The 19,447-nt window shown below is 44.5% G+C and carries 18 protein-coding genes; 5 read left to right on the top strand and 13 right to left on the bottom strand.

What is annotated here, in order from left to right; genetic code table 11:
- Nucleotides 1–16: 16 nt before the first annotated feature.
- From B2248_RS02090 to B2248_RS02080, 3 genes are all read left to right on the top strand, one after another.
- A complete protein-coding gene (locus tag B2248_RS02090; RefSeq protein WP_273183034.1) occupies nucleotides 17–376 on the top strand; it encodes a hypothetical protein in 360 nt (119 codons plus the stop codon).
- Between the two features lie 33 nt (nucleotides 377–409).
- On the top strand, nucleotides 410–1,099 hold the full coding sequence (locus B2248_RS02085; RefSeq protein ID WP_273183032.1) for an SDR family NAD(P)-dependent oxidoreductase: 690 nt from the start codon (nucleotides 410–412) through the stop codon (nucleotides 1,097–1,099).
- 109 nt (nucleotides 1,100–1,208) lie between these two features.
- Complete coding sequence (locus B2248_RS02080) at nucleotides 1,209–2,126, top strand: GGDEF domain-containing protein (protein ID WP_273183030.1); 918 nt, start codon at nucleotides 1,209–1,211, stop codon at nucleotides 2,124–2,126.
- Nucleotides 2,127–2,154: 28 nt separating this feature from the next.
- Here B2248_RS02080 and rluB read toward each other — a convergent pair whose 3' ends face one another.
- From rluB to B2248_RS02020, 12 genes are all read right to left on the bottom strand, one after another.
- Nucleotides 2,155–3,054, bottom strand: a complete 900-nt coding sequence (rluB, locus tag B2248_RS02075) for a 23S rRNA pseudouridine(2605) synthase RluB (protein ID WP_273183028.1) — start codon at nucleotides 3,052–3,054, stop codon at nucleotides 2,155–2,157.
- Nucleotides 3,055–3,075: 21 nt separating this feature from the next.
- Nucleotides 3,076–4,293: a tryptophan--tRNA ligase gene (locus tag B2248_RS02070; RefSeq protein ID WP_007144442.1), complete on the bottom strand. Its 1,218-nt coding sequence runs from the start codon at nucleotides 4,291–4,293 to the stop codon at nucleotides 3,076–3,078.
- Nucleotides 4,294–4,324: 31 nt separating this feature from the next.
- A complete protein-coding gene (locus tag B2248_RS02065) occupies nucleotides 4,325–5,002 on the bottom strand; it encodes a site-2 protease family protein (RefSeq protein WP_007144441.1) in 678 nt (225 codons plus the stop codon).
- Nucleotides 4,995–6,266, bottom strand: a complete 1,272-nt coding sequence (gene serS, locus B2248_RS02060; protein ID WP_273183025.1) for a serine--tRNA ligase — start codon at nucleotides 6,264–6,266, stop codon at nucleotides 4,995–4,997. The genes B2248_RS02065 and serS overlap by 8 nt, the downstream gene beginning before the upstream one ends.
- A 4-nt stretch (nucleotides 6,267–6,270) precedes the next feature.
- Nucleotides 6,271–6,573, bottom strand: coding sequence for a DUF190 domain-containing protein (locus B2248_RS02055; protein ID WP_273183023.1), 303 nt, complete (start codon nucleotides 6,571–6,573; stop codon nucleotides 6,271–6,273).
- On the bottom strand, nucleotides 6,570–6,944 hold the full coding sequence (crcB, locus tag B2248_RS02050; protein ID WP_273183021.1) for a fluoride efflux transporter CrcB: 375 nt from the start codon (nucleotides 6,942–6,944) through the stop codon (nucleotides 6,570–6,572). Before crcB ends, B2248_RS02055 begins: the two co-directional genes overlap by 4 nt.
- A gap of 148 nt (nucleotides 6,945–7,092) precedes the next feature.
- On the bottom strand, nucleotides 7,093–8,133 hold the full coding sequence (gene fba / locus B2248_RS02045; protein WP_273183019.1) for a class II fructose-bisphosphate aldolase: 1,041 nt from the start codon (nucleotides 8,131–8,133) through the stop codon (nucleotides 7,093–7,095).
- Between the two features lie 35 nt (nucleotides 8,134–8,168).
- Nucleotides 8,169–9,623, bottom strand: coding sequence for a pyruvate kinase (gene pyk, locus B2248_RS02040; protein ID WP_273183017.1), 1,455 nt, complete (start codon nucleotides 9,621–9,623; stop codon nucleotides 8,169–8,171).
- Between the two features lie 11 nt (nucleotides 9,624–9,634).
- Nucleotides 9,635–10,822, bottom strand: coding sequence for a phosphoglycerate kinase (locus B2248_RS02035; RefSeq protein ID WP_273183015.1), 1,188 nt, complete (start codon nucleotides 10,820–10,822; stop codon nucleotides 9,635–9,637).
- Between the two features lie 131 nt (nucleotides 10,823–10,953).
- A complete protein-coding gene (gene gap / locus B2248_RS02030) occupies nucleotides 10,954–11,952 on the bottom strand; it encodes a type I glyceraldehyde-3-phosphate dehydrogenase (protein WP_273183013.1) in 999 nt (332 codons plus the stop codon).
- A gap of 154 nt (nucleotides 11,953–12,106) precedes the next feature.
- Complete coding sequence (gene tkt, locus B2248_RS02025) at nucleotides 12,107–14,095, bottom strand: transketolase (protein ID WP_007144433.1); 1,989 nt, start codon at nucleotides 14,093–14,095, stop codon at nucleotides 12,107–12,109.
- A 26-nt stretch (nucleotides 14,096–14,121) separates the two neighbouring features.
- Nucleotides 14,122–14,676 carry a thioredoxin family protein gene (locus B2248_RS02020; RefSeq protein ID WP_007144432.1) on the bottom strand — a complete coding sequence of 185 codons (555 nt, stop codon included), beginning with the start codon at nucleotides 14,674–14,676 and terminating at the stop codon, nucleotides 14,122–14,124.
- A gap of 374 nt (nucleotides 14,677–15,050) precedes the next feature.
- Between B2248_RS02020 and mrcB the strand changes: the two genes are divergently transcribed.
- Nucleotides 15,051–17,405: a penicillin-binding protein 1B gene (mrcB, locus tag B2248_RS02015; RefSeq protein WP_273183010.1), complete on the top strand. Its 2,355-nt coding sequence runs from the start codon at nucleotides 15,051–15,053 to the stop codon at nucleotides 17,403–17,405.
- A 12-nt stretch (nucleotides 17,406–17,417) separates the two neighbouring features.
- Nucleotides 17,418–17,972, top strand: a complete 555-nt coding sequence (locus tag B2248_RS02010; RefSeq protein WP_007144429.1) for a tetratricopeptide repeat protein — start codon at nucleotides 17,418–17,420, stop codon at nucleotides 17,970–17,972.
- Here B2248_RS02010 and B2248_RS02005 read toward each other — a convergent pair.
- Nucleotides 17,969–19,447: ATP-binding protein (locus B2248_RS02005; RefSeq protein WP_286721986.1), on the bottom strand; the 1,479-nt coding region annotated here is incomplete at its 5' end. The genes B2248_RS02010 and B2248_RS02005 overlap by 4 nt on opposite strands.

Here is a 19,447-nt window from a genome sequence, read left to right as displayed (position 1 = left end):
ACAATAAGGGAATGCTATGCTGAAACAGTTTAAATTACTTTTAATCGCGTTATTTCTAGGTACTTTCATCGTTGCCTGTAGTGATGACAACAGCGCTCAGACAGAGTCTAAAGATACATCTGCTGCTCCTGCTGCCGAAACGACCAGTGAAGATACCACTGATACATCTGGTACGGTTGAAGATGAAACAGACACGATTGCAGGAATGACGAAAGAAGAAGCCATTGCAAAATGGGGTGAGCCTGATGTTACTCAAACACATACAATTGATGCATTAACTGTTGATCATCTTGAATGGCATAAAAAAGACGGTATCACATCGGTACAATTCCACAACGGTGTTGCACAATTTAGTCAATTTGTACCTGCCGAATAAATCTTGATGCAAGCATATACTGAGGACAGCCAATTGGCTGAACAAATCATTCTTATCACCGGTGCCGCTCAAGGCATCGGTGCCTCAGTAGCTAAAGCCTGTGCACATGCAGGTGCTACGGTTATATTACTGGATAAACAAGTTCCACAACTTGAAGCTGTCTATGATGAAATTGTTGAACAAACTGGCATCATTCCAGCTATCTATCCGCTCGATCTCAAAGGGGCAACTGTTGATGACTACAAACAACTTGCCCAGACCATTTCAGAAAATTTTGGTAAATTGGATTCCTTAATTCATTGTGCTGCGACTCTCGGACAATTAGCCCCAGTGATGAATCAGGATCCAAAAACTTGGGCTGAAACCTTACATATCAATCTGACAGCCGCTTATTTACTTACACAAGCCTGTCTGCCCTTGTTAAAACAACAAACCAGCCATTTAATTTTCACGACTGACGCTCATAAGCATACCGCTTATTGGGGGGCTTACGGGATTAGTAAGGCGGCAATAGAAGCATTTGCAGCACAATTAAAAGATGAACTGGAAGCAGAAGGCAAGGTTATCGTCAGTACTATAGATCCCGGTGAAGTCAGAACAGCACTGTATGCTCGTGCTTATCCTGCCCGGAACCCCGAACATCTGAATCTGCCAGACGATGCCGCTCATCAATATATCGCTAAACTTCAACTGGAAACCAACTCTCCAGTATCGGTAGATTGAAACGTCAAAACCCTGACACCAAAACTCATCTCGTTGATTTATAAATAGTTTTAAATATTGGCACACTTATAGCAGGTTATATTCATAACTTGAATAAGGAAGTGCTCCAATGGAACACCCATCAATCTCAAACAAGCATAAACTAAGCCTGGTAGAAGGCTCTAAACCAGCAATAGACTACACTCAGACCAAAACAGCGGAAGACATACAACGTCAACTTCCTTACACGTTGCAAACCAGCCTTATTTTGGAGGACATGCTTCAATTATTTCAGCATGAAGTGAATGCTGTTTTCCCTGAGTGCAGCTTTCATTATCAAAACCCTAGCATGAAAGTCGATATCAACTCGGCGGAAAAATATCACCATCGCTGCCATTATAAGCTTGAAATGAATGGTGATTATCTGGGCGATCTTAGCTTTACGCAAAGCAAAAAGTTTTCTCAAGCAGATATTATTTTTTTAGAAGATTTACTCAGCCTGCTTGTTTACCCTTTACGTAACTGCCTGCTTTATAGAAAAGCACTTGCCTCTGCACTGCTGGATGACTTAACCAGTTTGGGTAATCGGGCTGCTTATGAAAAGAGTTTGCACAGGGAAATTGACAGAGCAAAAAGGCACAATATACCTCTGTCACTCGTGCTTATTGACATTGATAACTTCAAAATTATTAATGACAACTTTGGTCATATGACCGGCGATAGAGCACTTAAAATTTTGGCGGATATGATTAACCAGAATCTGCGTGGTAGTGATATGGCATTTAGATTCGGTGGTGAAGAATTTGTTCTGCTCTTAACAGATACCAGCATCCACGATGCTCAAGTTGCTGCTGAGAGAATTCGCGAATCCGTTGCTCAAATATTATCTCATGACGGAAAAAACAGCTTCGGTTTCACCATTAGCTTAGGCATAGCCCAACTTGATATGAATGAGGAAGGCTATCACCTGTTTGAACGGGCTGATATGGCACTATATGAAGCAAAACACATGGGTAAGAATATAACTGTCTGCGCCAAGACCCCCTAATCTTTAATAGACAGCAGACAGTATAAAATCAATGGCCTCGAATACGAGGTCTTCTTTTAGGCGTGGGCTCATCCTGATCCCGGCTTTGTTCCTTTTTATTAGTGCTATATTCTTTTCTGGTACGTGTTTTTTTGGGTCGTTCCTGCTTAACAGCCGGTTTCTTGCGTCCACCTGTAAGATTACTGACTGGCTTCATCCCAGCCTGTTCATAGAGATAGTCCAGATCAGAGCCTTCCAGCTTTGTCCAGTGGCCCATACGTAGATTATTAGGAATAATGATGGGTCCATAACGCACCCGCATCAAACGGCTGACCTGTACACCCTGGCTTTCCCACAAGCGACGGACTTCACGGTTACGACCTTCTTGGATAACCACGTGATACCATTTATTTGCTCCTTCACCACCAGATTCCTGAATATCTGCAAACTTAGCTTCACCATCTTCAAGCATGACGCCATCACGAAGCGTCTGCATCATTTCAGATGTCACTTCGCCTAAGACACGAACCGCATATTCGCGATCCATTTCGTGCGATGGATGCATTAAACGATTTGCCAGTTCACCATCTGTGGTCAGGATGATTAAACCACTGGTGTTTAAGTCAAGCCGTCCCACACTGACCCAACGGCCCTGTTCCGGAATAGGTAACGACTGAAAGATAGTACGACGGCCTTCAGGGTCCTTACGCGTGCACACTTCACCAACAGGCTTGTTATAGAGAATGACCTGTTTAGCCGGTTCCTGCCATAAACGTTTCGGAGAAAGTGGTTTATTATCCAGCTTTAAACGATCGCCTTCACTGATCTGGTCTCCTAAACTTGCCAACTCACCATTACGAGTGACACGTCCTTCTTTAATCCAGGTTTCTACCTGGCGACGAGAGCCATAACCTGCTCTTGCTAATACTTTTTGAATACGCTCAGCCATAAAAACGCGTCAGCAACCCTTTTATTTATAGTTTAAACCCATTGATGAACGGACTTCCGCCAAGGTTTCCTGTGCCACTTCACGCGCGGCAGCATTACCATCATCAATAATACGGCGGACATCTTCTGGGTGTTGGCTAAAATCCAACGCCCGTTCACGAATCGGTCTCAGTTCAGCACTAACAGCATCAATCAACGGACCTTTACAATCCAGACAACCAATACTGGCACTGCGACAACCTTCTTGTACCCACTGTTTCTGATCTTCTGAAGCGTAAACCTCATGCAACTGCCATACAGGGCAGCGATCAGGCTCACCAGGATCAGTACGTCGAACACGGTTGGTGTCCGTCGGCATACGCTTAATTTTCTCTGCCAGGCTATCATCAGGCTCACGCAGCGAGATCGTATTGCCGTATGACTTGGACATTTTTTGACCATCCAGGCCTGGCATTTTAGATGCTGGTGTTAATAAGGCTTTTGGCTCTGGCAAAATCACTTTGCCCGCACCTTCCAGATAGCCGAATAAGCGCTCCATATCACCCAGCGCTAAATTTTGTTGATTTTTAAGCAACTCACGCGCGGTGGCTAGCGCATCCGCATCACCTTGCTCTTGGTATGACTTACGCAAAGTATTGTAGAGCTTTGCGTTTTTCTTACCCATTTTTTTAATCGCGGCTTCGGCTTTTTCTTCAAAGTCCTTCTCACGACCATAGATATGATTAAAACGACGAGCGACTTCACGTGTTAACTCGACATGAGCGACCTGATCTTCACCCACAGGCACCTGACCCGCACGATAAATCAAAATATCGGCACTTTGTAATAAGGGATAGCCTAAAAAACCGTAAGTCGATAAATCTTTTTCTTTTAGTTTTTCTTGTTGATCTTTGTATGTTGGTACACGCTCTAGCCACGAAAGCGGTGTAATCATCGACAATAATAAGTGTAATTCAGCGTGCTCAGGTACTTTTGACTGTAAAAACAGCGATGCCGTCGAAGGTTCAATACCGGCAGCGAGCCAGTCAATCACCATCTCCCAAACACTGCCTTCGATGACACTGCTCTCTTCATAATGAGTCGTCAATGCATGCCAGTCTGCGACAAAGAAGAAGCAGTCAAATTCGTGCTGTAATTTAATCCAGTTTTTTAGAACGCCATGATAATGACCTAAATGCAATTGCCCTGTTGGACGCATGCCTGAAACAATGCGACGGGACTGTATAGCAACCGTATCCAAAATGTTCTCCTGATAAGCCTTAATTAGCTAACTATAAAATACTGAATATTTGTGCTGGTAAATGAAAGACAGACACCAGCAAACCTAGCATAGCACTGACCAATGGCCATAAAATCAAATTCAAAATGCCGAAATAAAGCAGTCCGAGCAAGATAAAGAAACCATAAGGCTCTATCCTGCTGAACTTATATGCCATCGGTCCTGGTAGCCAGCTTGATAACACACGACTGCCGTCCAGAGGCGGAATAGGCAGTAAGTTAAGCATCATTAACATCGTATTAATCAAAACACCAGCGACGCCCATAAACATCATAGGTTGACCCAGGGTAATATCGGCATGAATAAGCATTAAACCCAGCTTGGCAACGATCGCCCAGATAATCGCCATAATAAAGTTGGCAGCAGGACCAGCAGCAGCCACCCACGCCATATCTCGTTTGGGCTGATGCAGATTCTGATAGCTCACCGGTACCGGTTTCGCCCAGCCAAATACAAAGCCGCCCAGTAATAATAATAAGCCGGGCACAAGTACTGTGCCGATAGGGTCGATATGTTTAAAGGGGTTTAGCGTGAGCCTACCCAACATTTGTGCTGTTCTATCACCTAACTTTAATGCAACCCAGCCATGCGCAACTTCATGCACAGTAATGGCAAATAAAACAGGTATCGCCCAGATAATAATTTTCTGGACCAAACTAAATTCAAACACGAATGCTGTCCTGACCGCCCATATATGGACGTAACGCCTCTGGAATTAACACCGAACCATCTGCCTGTTGATGATTTTCCATCAACGCTAACAGCGTACGGCCAACGGCCAGTCCTGAACCATTGAGCGTGTGAACTAACTCAGGTTTTCCAGTAGCAGGATTACGCCAGCGGGCCTGTAAACGACGTGCCTGGAAATCACCAAAATTACTGCAAGATGAAATTTCTCTGTAGGTTTGCTGGCTTGGTAACCAAACTTCAAGATCATAGGTTTTTGTAGATGAAAACCCTAAATCACCCGTACACAAATTCACCTTACGATATGGCAAATCTAATAACTGCAATACTTTTTCAGCATGTGCTGTTAATTCTTCATGCGCGGCAGCAGAGTCCTCTGGACGGACGATTTGTACCAACTCAACCTTTTCAAACTGGTGCTGACGGATAAGACCACGTACATCGCGACCATAAGAGCCGGCTTCACTTCGGAAACACGGTGTATGTGCCACAAACTTCAGCGGCAACGATGCATCTTCAGTAATCGTATCGCGGACAATATTAGTCACTGGCACTTCAGCTGTTGGAATCAGATAAAACTCACCATCGTTCACTTTAAACAGATCTTCTTCGAATTTTGGTAACTGTCCTGTTCCTCTTAAAGAGTCAGCATTCACTAAATAAGGAACATAGGTTTCCGTGTAACCATGCTGTTCACTGTGTAAGTCCAGCATAAACTGGGTCAGCGCACGCTGTAACTTAGCCAAAGGACCTGACAAAGTGACAAAACGGGCAGCACTGATTTTTGCTGCGGTATCAAAGTCCATACCTAAAGCAGCACCTAGATCGACATGATCTTTTGGTTCAAAATCAAATTGACGCGGTTCACCCCAACGTAAAATTTCCTGGTTCTCGCTCTCATCTTTACCGGCCGGAACATCCGCCTGAGGAAGATTAGGAATACCCATGGCGATGTCTTGCAACTGGGTCAGCACATCGTTTAATCGTGATTCAGCCGCTTTGTGACGGTCACCTAAATCCTCGATTTCTTTCAGCAAGGGAGCAATATCTTCACCCGCCGCTTTGGCTTTACCAATATTTTTAGAACGACTATTTCTTTCTGTTTGTAATTCCTGAGCATCCAGCTGTGCCTGTTTACGCTCTTCTTCAAGCTTAGCCAATAATGCAACATCTAAATCAAAGCCTCTACGGGCTAGTTGCTCAGCAACCTGTTCAGTCTCATTTCTTAATAACTTCGGATCTAACATTCTTTTATTTTCCAGATTGTGCAGTCCAGCTCACAATATGATCCGGCTTAACCATACTTTCCAGCTGTGTAATAATTTTTTCCACTTTATGTGGAACATCAAAAAACTCGATCACCAATGGTAATTCAGGTGATAAATCCAATAGTGACGCTTTATGCAACTTTTGTTCAGCACCAAAACCAGCAATGCCACGAAATACGGTAAAGCCTTTAATATCTAATGTTTCAAGTAACTCTATAACGCGATTACTATGATCCCGCCCCTCAGCAAGGTATACACGAACCATCGTGACTTCGAACCGACTCATAACTGTCTCCCCAGGCTTAGACCTATCCATGTAGCCGTCAGACAGAGCAAAACGCTAAGAAATATATTTAGCATGGCTCTCGTGACATCACCGGCTTCCAGCAGAGCAATAGTTTCCATAGAAAATGTCGAAAACGTCGTAAACGCGCCAAGTAAACCGATTAAAATGGCAGAGCGCCATTCTGTCATACCCAACTCTCTCTCGATAAAGATGATAAACAGAAATCCCATCAATAAAGAACCGAGCACATTAACAGCCAATGTGCCGTAGGGAAAGTCTCGCCCTAAAACACGATAGATGCCGTTGGAAACAACAAACCTGAGTACGGCACCCACTGCACCGCCGGCGGCAATAGCAATTATTTGATGCACGAACGATATTCCCTGCTAAAAAACAGGTAGTTTACCGTATTCTGGCACAAGGCTCGCAACTGATTGTTTAATGAGGAAAATAACATTCAATCATAGATAAGTCTGAGCAGCTGAAAATCACTGACAAACAAACTGTTATCGACCCAAACTAATATCTTTCAACCATTTTAGCTAATGAAACAGGCACGATCTTTCTGGCATGTCCTGCGCTACCAAATGCCTGATAACGCGCTTCACAAATCGTTTGCATCGCCTGCGTCGCTGCTTTGAAAAATTTCCGTGGATCAAATTCCGCTTTATTCTTCTCATCAGTCAAAAACTGACGAATAGCACCCGTTGAAGCCATGCGTAAATCGGTATCAATGTTGACCTTACGTACACCATATTGAATGCCTTCAACAATTTCTTCTACAGGCACCCCATAGGTTTGGCCAATATCACCACCATGTGTATTGATAATTTTCAACCAATCCTGCGGTACTGAGCTTGAACCATGCATCACAAAATGGGTATCAGGCAGTTTTTGTTGCAAGGTTTTTAAGTGGCTAATCGCCAGCACATCACCTGTTGGTGGTTGTGTAAATTTATAGGCGCCATGACTGGTGCCTATGGCAACGGCTAAGGCATCGACCTGCGTTAAATTCACGAACTCCACTGCCTCATCAGGATCGGTCAATAGTTGACTATGATCTAAGGCAGATTCAGCACCATGACCATCTTCTTCCCCCATCATACCGGTCTCTAAAGAGCCCAGGCAGCCTAACTCCCCCTCCACGGAAACACCGCATGCATGGGCAATGTCACTAACGTTTTTTGTCACCTGCACGTTATAGTCAAAATCAGAGGGTGTTTTCATGTCTTCTCGTAATGATCCATCCATCATCACCGAAGTAAATCCTGACTGAATCGAACGAATGCAGATAGCCGGGCTAGCGCCATGATCCTGATGTAAAACCACTGGAATATGCGGATACTCTTCAACTGCTGCAAGGACCATATGCCGTAAAAATGGCTCACCAGCGTATTTTCTGGCACCCGCACTGGCCTGCATGATCACAGGGCTGTCTACCTTGTCTGCTGCCTGCATAATGGCATGTACTTGCTCCATATTACTGACATTGAATGCCGGAACAGCAAAATCATGTTCAGCTGCATAGTCTAATAATTGTCGCAACGTAATCAGGGCCATAAAGCCTCCTGTAAAGAAAAATTCATATTCTGTGTTTAGTCTATCTGTCTGGGTTCAGCCATATCACCGACTTTGACAATTTTCATGGTATTGGTGCTGCCCTGAATTTCAAGATCGCCTTTAGTGATAATGACGATATCACCATCAGATACAACACCACGGCGGACAAGCTCATCTACCATCTCTTTATTCATCAGCGCATGATCATGATGTTCTACATCAAACTTAAGCGGATAAACGCCTCTGTATAAGGTCACTTTCCGTGCTGTTTTTTCATGGGGTGTAAGTGCAAAGATAGGAATACCTGAACTAATTCTGGACATCCACAACGTGGTTGCACCTGAGTCCGTCAACGCTGCAATGGCTTTTACATCCAGATGGTTGGCAGTATACATAGCAGCCATAGCGATGGCTTCATCCATCCGTTCAAAATGCGAGTCTATCCGGTGTCGCGATACTCGTATTTCACGTTCCAGTTCTGCTTGCAGACAAACACGGTCAACAGCCGCTATGGTTTTTATTGGATTTTTACCAATCGCCGTTTCCCCGGATAACATCACCGCATCGGTGCCATCCAGCACAGCATTGGCCACATCAAACACTTCAGCCCGGGTCGGAATCGGATTCATGATCATTGATTCCATCATCTGGGTGGCTGTAATGGTCAGGCAGTTCTTTTTACGAGCCAGCCCAATGATACGTTTTTGAATAGGCGGTAATGCCGCATCCCCCATCTCCACGCCCAAATCGCCACGTGCGACCATAATCGCATCGGTAGCTGAGATGATCTCATCAATAGCTTCTACCGCTTCTGCACGTTCAATTTTTGCCACAATGGCACCATAACCGCCAGCATCGCGTAATAACTGCCTTGCCTGATGGATATCATCAGCCGAACGAGGGAATGACACAGCGAGATAGTCTGCCTGCATGCTGGCAGCCGTTTTAATATCCTGTTTATCTTTATCGGTAAGGGCTTTGGCAGATAGTCCACCACCAAGACGGTTAATGCCTTTGTTATTGGAGAGAACACCACCGAAACTTACCGTCGTATAGATTTTATGCGTATCGACTTTATCCACACGCAATACAATCCTGCCATCATCAAGGAGCAAGGTGTCTTTCGCTTTGACATCACGAGGAAGCGCTTTATAGTCAATGCCCACTTGCTTTTCATCACCCTCGTCTCTACCAAGCTGGGCATCCAGAATGAAATACGCGCCTTCTTCAAGCACAACCGAGCCTTGTTTAAAGCGGGAGATACGAATTTTGGGTCCCTGAAGGTCAGCCAGAATGCCAACCTGTTTATTTTGCAAACGAGCACGTTCTCTGACCAGCTCTGCCAGCGCAATGTGGGTGTCAGGCTCACCATGAGAGAAGTTAAGCCTGACCACATTCATGCCGGCTGCGATCATCGCATCCAATACTTGCGGGCTTTGTGTGGCCGGCCCTAAAGTCGCAACAATTTTTGTTCGTCTTATGGCCGTCACATGAAACTCCTTTATGCTTGTGCGGCGCGTTGCTCCAAAATATCTACAGCCGGTAATTTTTTACCTTCAAGAAACTCGAGAAATGCGCCACCACCCGTTGAAATATAAGAAATGTCATCACAAATTTTATATTTAGACACTGCCGCTAATGTATCACCACCACCAGCAATAGAAAATGCATCAGACTCAGCAATCGCCATCGCGACTTCTTTCGTGCCTTCGCCAAACTGATTAAATTCAAACACGCCGACCGGACCATTCCAGACAATCGTACCAGCGTTTTTTAAAATTTCTGTTAAAGCGGCGGCCGATTTTGGACCAATATCAAAAATCATGTCATCGGCAACGATATCAGTCACTTTTTTGACTTCAGCTTCCGCATTTTCAGCAAAATGCTTACCACATACGACATCAACTGGTACCGGAATATCCCCACCACGAGCCTGAGCTTCCGCTCTTAGTTTTTTACAGGTATCAATTAAGTCTTCTTCATAAAGCGAATTACCGACTTGGTGACCCTCTGCCGCAATAAAAGTGTTGGCTATCCCACCACCGACAATCAGTTGATCCACTTTTTTAGATAACGATTCCAGCACCGTCAACTTGGTGGATACCTTTGAGCCACCTACAATCGCGACTAGCGGCCTTGCCGGGTTATCCAATGCTTTCGCCAATGCTTCTAATTCTGTTGCCAATAGTGGACCGGCACATGCAATCGGTGCGTATTTAGCTACGCCATGCGTCGACGCCTGAGCACGATGAGCTGTGCCAAAGGCATCCATTACAAACACATCACACAACTTGGCCATACGACGAGATAACGCATCATCGTTGGCTTTTTCACCGATGTTAAAACGCACGTTTTCACACAAGACGACTTCACCCGCTTCAACGGGTATAAATTCTGGTTCTAGCCAGTTTTGCTCAAGCCTGACCGGTTGATCCAATAAGGCTGATAAATAATTAGCAACAGGGGCCAGCGAGTACTGATGCTCATACTCACCTTCAGTTGGTCTGCCAAGATGCGACATGATCATGACCTTTGCACCTGCTTTTAATGCCATTTCTATAGTGGGCAATGAAGCATGAATACGGGTGCCATCAGCAACAACACCTTTTTTCAGTGGCACATTAAGATCTTGGCGAATCAGTACACGCTTACCCGCCAAATCCAGATCAGCCATCTTGATTACAGACATGATGATTTTCCTCGTGAATAATTAAACTTGTGATCTCCATCACAAAGTATAACGTTCTAAATTAGTTTGACCATAAAAAAAGGCTTCCTGAATCCAGAAAGCCTTAACGTTTTTATTGATAAATGAATGAATTAACGACCAACGTGCTGCACTAGACGCATCATATTGCAGGTATAGCCATATTCATTGTCATACCACGCAACCACTTTAACAAAGGTCTTATCCAATGCGATTCCAGCACCGGCATCAAAGTTTGAAGGGGCTGTGTTACCACGAAAATCCGTTGATACCACGCTTTCTTCGGTATAACCCAGTACATCTTTTAACTCTGATGTAGAAGCGGCTTTCATCGCTGTGCAGATATCTTCATATGTCGCATCTTTGTCTAGCTCAACCGTCAGATCAACCACCGAAACATCCGATGTTGGCACGCGGAAAGCCATACCGGTTAACTTGCCATTCAAATCAGGTAAGACTTTACCAACCGCTTTCGCCGCACCGGTAGATGATGGAATAATATTTTCCAAAATGCCGCGACCACCACGCCAATCTTTCATTGAAGGGCCATCCACGGTTTTTTGTGTTGCGGTGGCAGCATGTACCGTAGTCATTAATCCACGTTTGATACCAAAGCTGTCATGCAAGACTTTAGCGACAGGCGCTAATGCATTGGTCGTGCATGATGCGGCAGAAACAATCGCCTGACCGTCGTAATCTTTATGATTCACACCATAGACAAACATTGGTGTGTGATCTTTTGAAGGCGCAGACTGCACCACTTTTTTGGCGCCAGCATCGATGTGCGCCTGACAGCTTTCTTCGGTCAGGAAAAAGCCCGTACATTCGATAACCAAATCCGCACCGACTTCATCCCATTTCAAATCTGCAGGGTTACGCTCAGCGGTAATGCGGATAGTTTTGCCATTCACCACCAGATTGCCATCTCTGACTTCCACTTCACCATGGAAGCGGCCATGCACAGAATCGTATTTGAGCATATAAGCCAGATATTCGGGATCTAACAAATCATTGATAGCTACCACTTCAATATCTGTAAAATCTTTGATGGCTGCACGAAATGCCATGCGACCAATGCGGCCAAAACCGTTAATACCGACTCTAATCGTCATGCTTAATCCCCTATCACTATATCCGTCTGTCTAAGAACTGAAATCTCAGTCTGAAATCTCACTTATTAGACTTTCGAGCTTTAGAGAGAGAAAAACCAGTGAGCAAATGCCCACTGGTTCAACTCAATTACTACTTAATTTAAATCAGCAATCATTACAGCACTGATTTAACTGTCTTAACAACATTTTCAACTGTGAAGCCGAAGTGTTTCATCAATACACCACCTGGCGCAGATTCACCAAATGTATCGATACCAACAACACCACCTTCCAGGCCAACATATTTGCGCCAGAAATCAGTCACACCCGCTTCAACAGATACACGTTTAACACCAGGTGTTAACACGCTGTCTTTGTAAGCTTGGTCTTGACGATCAAACACATTAGTTGAAGGCATAGAAACAACGCGTGCTTTCACACCGTCAGCTTTCAGTTCTTCTTGTGCTTTAACCGCTAAGTCAACTTCAGAACCTGTCGCGATGATGATGACATCAGCTGCGCCACCTTCTGCTTCAGACAATACATAAGCACCTTTACGGATAGCTTCGAAGTCAGCAGTGTCATGTTTACGGCCTGGGATACCTTGACGGCTTAATACTAAGCTTGAAGGACCATCTTTACGTTCAACGGCAGCAACCCAAGCCACAGCAACTTCAGTTTCATCAGAAGGACGCCATACATCCATGTTAGGAATGTAACGCAGACCTGCTGTGTTTTCGATTGGTTGGTGAGTAGGACCGTCTTCACCCTGACCGATAGAGTCATGAGTCAAGATAGCAATTGTGCGTTGCTTCATCAATGCCGCCATACGTAAAGCAGACTTAGCATAGTCAGAGAACATGTGGAACGTACCACCGTAAGGCAGTAAACCACCGTGCAGAGCCATACCATTCATGATGGCATACATACCAAACTCACGAACACCGTATGAAATGTAGTTACCTGGCTCTTTACCAGAAACATGTTTGAAGCTTGAGCAGCTTGTCAGGTTAGAACCTGTTAAGTCAGCAGAACCACCGATAAATTCTGGTAATTCAGGCGCTAAAGCAGTGATAACGTTTTGTGATGCTTTACGTGAAGCAACGCTTTCTGCTTTATCGTTGAAATCAGCGATCATTTTATCTGTGAATTGTTTCCAGTCAGCGGGTAATTCACCTGCCATGCGGCGTTTAAATTCAGCAGCTAATTCTGGGTATTCAGCAGCATAAGCGTCGAACTTTTTGTTCCATTCAGCTTCAGCAGCATCACCTTTTGCTTTTGCATCCCAACCTGCATAAACGTCTTCAGGAATAACAAAAGGTTCGTAGTCCCAACCTAGCTCTTTACGAGTTAATGCAACTTCTTCTTCACCTAATGCAGCACCGTGGCAATCATGGCTAGCTGATTTGTTTGGTGAACCGAAACCGATGATGGTTTTACAGCAGATCAGTGAAGGTTTGTCAGTGACTTTTTTCGCTGCTTCAATAGCTGCGTTGATCGCATCAGCGTCATGACCATCAACTGATTGAACGTGCCAGCCGTAAGCTTCGAAACGTTTAGCAGTGTCATCTGTGTACCAGCCATCAATATGACCGTCGATAGAGATATTGTTGTCATCCCAGAATGCGATCAGGTTACCCAGACCCCATGTACCCGCAAGTGCACATGCTTCATGAGAAACACCTTCCATCAAACAACCGTCGCCCATGAATACATAGGTGTGGTGGTTAACGATGTCATGACCTGGTTTGTTGAATTGGTCAGCCATCAGTTTTTCAGCCATCGCAAAACCAACACCGTTGGTGATACCTTGGCCTAATGGACCTGTTGTTGTTTCAACACCTGGTGCATAACCGTATTCAGGGTGACCCGCACATTGTGAATGTAATTGGCGGAATGTTTTGATTGAATCCATTGGCAAGTCATAACCTGACAAGTGCAACAATGAATAAATCAACATAGAACCGTGACCATTAGATAGGATGAAACGGTCACGATCAGCCCAATTTGGGTTGTTTGGGTTGTGTTTTAAATGGTCATTCCATAACACTTCGGCAATATCTGCCATACCCATAGGCGCGCCGGGGTGACCCGAGTTCGCCTTTTGTACTGCGTCCATGCTCAGCGCACGGATAGCATTAGCTAAATGTCTACGTGTAGCCATTATCTACATTCTCCTATTAAAAAAAATTAAGCTGCCCGCCATTTGATCGAGCAACCCATACTAGGTATTTGATTTTCTGGGCCGTGGCCTGTTTCTGCCACTTGTTTCATTGCTTCAAACAAATCTCGTCTGACATCAGATGCCGCTGCTTGTTTTTTACTGGCATCTAAACGACCGCGATATTGTAGTTGCAAATCACCGTTATAACCAAAAAAATCGGGCGTGCAGACTGCACCATAAGCCTGGGCAACCTGTTGTGTTTCGTCATACAAATAAGGAAATGAAAACTGCTGCTGTTCAGCAACGCGTTTCATATTATCGAAAGCATCTTCTGGATAGTCATTCACATCATTAGACATAATGGCGACAGAGTTAACGCCCAACTCTTTCAGCGCATTCGTATCACGGACAAGTCGATCCATGATCGCTTGTACGTACGGACAATGGTTACAAATGAACATCACTAATAGTCCATTTTCACCACGACACTCATCTAATGTCCAAATTTTACCGTCTGTTCCTGGCAGAGAAAAATCCACAGCAGGCAAACCAAATTCACAGACTGGTGTCTCTAAAGCCATAAACGCTCGCTACAGTTGTACTTTTGTCGTTTCAGGTGAAAAACTACGCATGAAACTCTTTTGGAGTTCTGCATATTACCAGACAAATTGCATAATGCGAAATCAAGCTGTTAGCGCTTTTTAGGCGTGCCTGTTTTGACGAACTGTAAAAAAAGTAATGACTTAGAGCACAAGCGTATCGGTTTCCATTGCCCTGATTTATCTACAAACAGGATCAGACCTCTGACAATTTTCACTGCTGCGCGTTTTAACGATTCGTTTCCGCTGAACGCCGCATATTAAGGAGGACTGTTATCACTTAATGCCAACATCATGTTTTAATGTTGTTATTGAATTACCGCCTGAACAGGCTCGTATCCTAAGCTGAGAATCTCATGGCTCAAAAGAAAACGCCCGCTAAAAAACGTACACGCTCAAAAAAAACAAGCTCCCGAAGAAAAAAACAAACTGGTTTCATCAGTCGCTCAAGCTTACTCAAGATCGCTTTTACGATCCTCGTTCTGCTCGGTTTGTTAACGCTGTTTCTTGATGCTCAAATCCGTAGCCAGTTTGAAGGCAAACGTTGGGCGGTTCCTGCCAAGGTGTATGCACGTCCACTGGAACTATATGCGGGTGCGCCAATATCGATTGCTGACTTAAAAATCGAGCTGAGAGGCTTGGGTTATCAGTTTACCAACAAAGCAGCCCAACCGGGGCAAGCCGCATTTTCGACATCAAAAGCCATTATTGCAACTCGGGGATTCCGCTTCAGTGACGGTATGGAGCCGGCAAGAAAACTGATTCTCGATTTTGATGGCCAAGGCCTAACACAATTGAGAGATTACCAGGGGCAGGATGTGCCGTTGGTTCGGCTTGAACCCGTACTCATCGGTGGTATCTATCCCTTAAATAACGAAGATCGGGATCTTATCCAGCTGAAAGATGCGCCGCCGATGCTGACCGAAGCCTTGATCGCGATAGAAGACCGGGATTTTTATCAGCACCACGGTATATCGCCTAAAGGCATTGCTCGTGCGATGGTTGCTAATATTAAAGCCGGTGGTTTTGTGCAAGGTGGCAGTACGTTAACTCAGCAATTGATCAAAAACTTTTATCTGACCTCGGATCGCAGCCTTGTCAGAAAACTCCTCGAAATTCCCATGGCTTTGTTATTAGAACTTCATTATGGCAAAGATGAAATTCTCGAAGCTTATTTAAATGAGGTCTATCTGGGACAGGATGGCTCCCGAGCCATTCATGGTTTTGGTTTAGGAGCACATTACTTTTTTGCTCAACCCCTACAAGAACTGAAATTGCATCAGTTAGCGCTACTGGCTGGACTAGTTAAGGGGCCCTCTTATTATGATCCAAGACGTCACCCTGAACGAGCGAAAAAAAGACGTAACCTGGTATTACAAGTGTTGTTTGAGCAGGGGAAAATCACCCAGCAACAATATCAGCAAGCTATCAATGCGGATCTTGATGTCGTCAAAAAAGGTACCTTATTAAAAGAAGCCTACCCGGCGTTTCTGGATTTAGTAAAACGACAACTTCGTCGTGACTACCGTGATGAAGATCTGAATTCCGAAGGTTTACGTGTTTACACCAGCCTGGATCCCATCACTCAAAGCCATGCTGAAACGTCACTCAAACAAACCATCAACACTTTGCAACAAAGCTATGGCGCCAAACTGAAACCATTGCAGGGCAGTATGGTAGTCACGGATCCACAAACGGGTGAAGTACTTGCGGTTATTGGTGATAAAAACACCCGTTACAAAGGATTTAACCGCGCATTAGACTCGCTTCGCCCAATCGGCTCCCTAGTAAAACCCGCAGTATATTTAACCGCATTAGAGCATGGCAAAACGCTGGCCAGTATTGTTGATGACTCAAGCTTGACGGTGAAACTGCCTAATGGGCAAACATGGAAACCACAAAACTTCAGCAAACAATCACACCAACAGGTCATGCTGATTGATGCCTTAGCCCATTCTTATAATATTGCAACTGTTCGCCTTGGTATGGAGGTTGGCTTAAAAGAAGTGATTAACACATTAAATCGGCTGGGTATTAAACGTCAGTTAGATGCTTACCCCTCTCTTTTACTTGGCGCACAAGGACTATCCCCCCTCGAAGTAGCGACCATGTATCAAACGATTGCTGCCAATGGTTTCCAGACACCTGTACGAGCGATTCGCACGGTGACAGATAGTCAGGGCGAAGCATTATCCAGCTATCCATTCCAGCTACGTCAAACTATTGATGCTGATGATGTTTATCTAATTCAAACCGCCATGCAGGAAGTCACTCACAGCGGTACTGCTGCCAGCATTTATTCCGTATTACCGAGCAGTATCAATACAGCCGGAAAGACAGGAACCACCGATGACCAGCGCGACAGTTGGTTTGCAGGATTTAGTAACAATCGTTTAGCCGTCGTCTGGCTAGGCCTGGATGATAATTCACCCTTGCCGTTTACCGGTTCCGGTGGTGCACTCAGAGTCTGGAAGAGCTTTATGAAAACTCAGCCGCTTGAATCATTTGAGGCACCGTTACCAGACGATATAAAATGGCTATGGATAAACGCTGAAACCGGTTTACTGTCTGCTGAAAACTGCGAAGGTGCAAGGCTGCTACCCTTTATTTCTGGATCAGAACCGACTGAAGCATCCGAATGTATGACAAAACCAGATGAATCATCTAACCCAGTGACACGTTCATTGAACTGGATCAAAGACTGGTTCTAATAAGGTATAACAATGACAAATTATGTATCACGTTTTTTTGTAACGGGGCTTATGCTAAGTGTGCTTGCTGCCTGTACAACATCGCCTTATCAACCCTCACAACCACCAGTTGATGATCGTAGTAACCTGCCTCCTCAACAGCCAACGCCTGAAACTCATGCCTATCCGCCTGTGGAAGAAGCCATTCCTGGACAATCTATCCCTTCACACCAAGCGCCACCACCGCAAGCTCAGTTGCCACAAAAACAAAACCCTGCTGTTATTGCTTTACTGGACAGGGCTGAGCAAGCAAGAGTCAGTGGTGACTTAAGAAGTGCGCAGAATAACTTACAACGAGCACAACGTATTGCCCCAAGGGATCCTAAAGTCTATTATTCTTTAGCTCAGACGCATATGAGTCTGGAAGATTATGACTTAGCAGAACAAGTCGCCTTAAAGGGCGTGTCGTTATCCTCAGGTAATCAAGTTCTTCTGAAACGTTTCTGGCAGTTGATCACCGAAATCAGATTACGGGCTGGCGACGTCTCCGGAGCAGAAGTAGCTAAACTGAGAGCCCAGAAATACTAATCAGACTGACTTAAGCGCTTATATAGGAAGGGATAATCGGACAATAAGTCCGTCATGCCCTGAATATCGAATACTTCTACTTTATCCAGAAGTTGCTGGGCATAATTGGCTAAAGGTGTGAATTTCTCTTTATCTGCGACTTGGTTCAGGTCCGATGCAAAACGTTTAATTTCACTCATATTATTGCTTTCTTTGACCATCTTCCAAATCGGCATTTTGCTCTCCATAAAGCCGAGAATAGTCGGTAATACACTAATTTCATATTTCGATAAGACGGGCATCTGATCATTAGCGTGAGCCATGTCTGAATCACTAGGCTGTTCATGCACTAAGAATTCGGCCAGCTTATGGTAGAGTTCGGCCTTTTTGACTGGCTTACGGATATGCGCATCAAAATGCTCTGATTTGAGACGATCAAAATCATCCTTCATCACAGAGGCTGTGAGCGCAATGACCGGGATATCAAATTCTGCCTTAATTTTTTCTGCCGCCTGATAACCATCCATCACGGGCATACGTAAATCCATCAACACTAAATCAATAGGATGATGTTTCATCGCTTCAACCCCTTCTTTACCATTTTCGGCCTCAATAATTTTCAGTGCAGAAGTAGAGAAACTCTCAGCCACCAAGCGCCGGTTATCTTCAATATCATCAACCACAAGAATGGTTGCCGGAGCAAAAACCGGCAATGTCGGCTCGCTGTAATTATTCAATGTTGTTTCAGCAGCAATCGCTGCCACAACGACATTATCCAAGTGCACAGTAAATATCGACCCTTTGCCCAATTGACTCTTGACGGTAAGCGTCCCACCCATCAGTTTAATGAGACGACTGCAAATCGATAATCCCAACCCCGTGCCACCAAACTTGGCGGTATCCTGACCTACTGTTTGATTAAAGTCTTCAAAAATTCGGTCTAATTGATCTTCTGGAATACCAAGACCGGTATCTTCCACATCGATACGCAGCCCTAATTTACTGCCGATATTATTTTTATTATCGACACGTGCCCGCATGGTTATTCGCCCTGACTCAGTAAATTTAACGGCGTTTCCTAATAAGTTGAGCAATACCTGGCGCAGTCGAACCACGTCTAACATCAGACTTTGTGGAATTTCTGCATCTACTTCTAATACCAGCTCTACGCCTTTATTTCTCAAAGGCACACTGAAAATATGGGATAACTCTTCAAATAAGACGTGCGGGTTTGTCGCTGCGTAATTAATCTCTAATTTTCCCGCCTCAATTTTGGATAAATCGAGAATGTCATTTATTAATAACATTAAATCATTGCCGGCAGACTGAATGGTTTTTACATAGGATTTTATCTTGTTGTCTTTGACCTGCTCATAAAGCAGTTCGGTAAACCCAATAATGGCATTCATAGGTGTACGAATTTCATGACTCATATTGGCCAAAAATTCACTTTTCAATTGGTTGGAAGCATCTGCCTCTTGCTTAGCCTGATTCAT

It is taken from the genome of Methylophaga sp. UBA2012, from assembly GCF_002335235.1.
Lineage (GTDB): Bacteria > Pseudomonadota > Gammaproteobacteria > Nitrosococcales > Methylophagaceae > Methylophaga > Methylophaga thalassica.
The sequence above is the reverse complement of the archived record's forward strand: the minus strand, read 5'-3'. Positions and strand labels throughout refer to the sequence as shown.